The 663-nt window shown below is 50.7% G+C and carries 1 tRNA gene and 2 rRNA genes; all 3 read left to right on the top strand.

The annotated features are described in order from the left end of the window. A 23S ribosomal RNA gene (locus tag EQP46_RS24045) occupies positions 1 to 257 on the top strand; the annotation flags it as partial. A gap of 97 nt (positions 258 to 354) precedes the next feature. Further along, positions 355 to 470: ribosomal RNA gene (rrf, locus tag EQP46_RS24040) — 5S ribosomal RNA — on the top strand. A gap of 66 nt (positions 471 to 536) precedes the next feature. Then, positions 537 to 613 (top strand) — tRNA-Asp (locus EQP46_RS24035). Positions 614 to 663 lie beyond the last annotated feature (50 nt).

The following is a 663-nucleotide window of genomic DNA, read 5'->3' as shown; positions in this document are numbered from 1 at the left end:
GCTCCTAGTACGAGAGGACCGGAGTGGACGAACCTCTGGTGTTCGGGTTGTCACGCCAGTGGCATTGCCCGGTAGCTAAGTTCGGAATCGATAACCGCTGAAAGCATCTAAGCGGGAAGCGAGCCTCAAGATGAGTCATCCCTAGACCTTTAAGGTCTCTAAAGGGTTGTTGAAGACTACGACGTAGATAGGCAGGGTGTGTAAGTGCTGCGAGGCATTGAGCTAACCTGTACTAATTGCCCGTGAGGCTTAACCATACAACACCCAAGGGGTTTTAGCGGACTCAAGAAAGAACATTGAATGTGTGTTGAGACACGAAGCTAGTCAGAATTTTCCCAGATTTTAACAAATTTGCTTGGCGACCATAGCGTTATGGACCCACCTGACTCCATGCCGAACTCAGTAGTGAAACGTAACAGCGCCGATGGTAGTGTGGGGCTTCCCCATGTGAGAGTAGGACATCGCCAGGCTTCCAATTTAGATATGTGTATTGAACGACATGTATCGGATGAACAGGAGACTGTTTATCACCGTGTGGAGCGGTAGTTCAGTTGGTTAGAATACCGGCCTGTCACGCCGGGGGTCGCGGGTTCGAGTCCCGTCCGCTCCGCCATTTATTAAGAAGGAAGCCTCGCTAGCAATAGCGGGGCTTTTTATCGTCTG

The sequence above is a fragment of the Enterovibrio baiacu genome (genome assembly GCF_004120195.1).
Lineage (GTDB): Bacteria > Pseudomonadota > Gammaproteobacteria > Enterobacterales > Vibrionaceae > Enterovibrio > Enterovibrio baiacui.
Note: the sequence above shows the minus strand (reverse complement) of the source record. Positions and strands in the feature narration are given on the sequence as shown.